The following is an 837-nucleotide window of genomic DNA, read 5'->3' on the forward strand; positions in this document are numbered from 1 at the left end:
GGACTCATTACATCCACCAAATGACGGCTGCGGCGAGTGCGATGGCGCTCATGAAGTTTTGGATATTGCGGTCGAAACGGGTCGCGATGCGCCGCCAGTCCTTCAAGCGGCAGAACATGCGTTCGATGACGTTGCGCTTTTTGTAGATGGCCTTGTCGTAGTCGTATTGGATTTTCCGGTTCTTGCGCGGTGGAATGACAGCTTGCGTGCCCCGCGCCTCCAGCCATTCGCGCAGGATCTGGCTGTCATAACCCTTGTCGGCGACGAGGTCGGCCGATGGTGGCATGGCTGCGATACATTGTTTGGCAACCTTGCAATCATTGACGTTTCCCGGCGTCAACAGCAGGACGCACGGTCGACCTTTGTCGTCGCAGACGGCATGGAGCTTGGTGTTGCGTCCGCCTTTCGTGCGGCCGATACCATGGGCCAAGGCCCCCCTTTTCCACCGCCGGCGCAACGGTGGGCCTTGATGCAGGAACTGTCGATGAACAGCCGATCCGGCACATCTTCTGCGCCTGCAAGCGCACTGAAAATGCCCTCCCAGATGCCGCGCTCCGACCAGCGGACGAACCGGTTGTAAAGCGTCTTCTTCGGCCCGTAGACATCGGCGCAGTCAGCCCAACGGCCGCCGCACTTGAGCGCATGGACAATTCCGCTGAGAACCCGGCGATCATCAACACGCTTCTTTCCCCGCACATCCGTCGGCAAAAGCGGCTCGATCCGGGACCATTGTTCATCGGAAAACCAAAAGAAAGCAGTCATCTCATCGCTCCATATTGGAGCAAGTGAATCATCGTCAGACTGATTTGAAAAGACCGTTATTGGGTCCGGACCCTA

General features: G+C 57.8%; 1 protein-coding gene. It reads right to left on the reverse strand.

The window, feature by feature from the left end:
* Positions 1-7: 7 nt before the first annotated feature.
* A protein-coding gene (locus C5748_RS27380) for an IS5 family transposase (RefSeq protein ID WP_425350310.1) occupies positions 8-762 on the reverse strand; the annotation gives its coding sequence in 2 pieces (ribosomal slippage) (positions 8-418 and positions 421-762; 753 coding nt in all).
* Between the last annotated feature and the right edge of the window lie 75 nt (positions 763-837).

The organism is Phyllobacterium phragmitis (assembly GCF_002980495.1).
In the GTDB taxonomy this organism is placed as follows: Bacteria; Pseudomonadota; Alphaproteobacteria; order Rhizobiales; family Rhizobiaceae; genus Paramesorhizobium; species Paramesorhizobium phragmitis.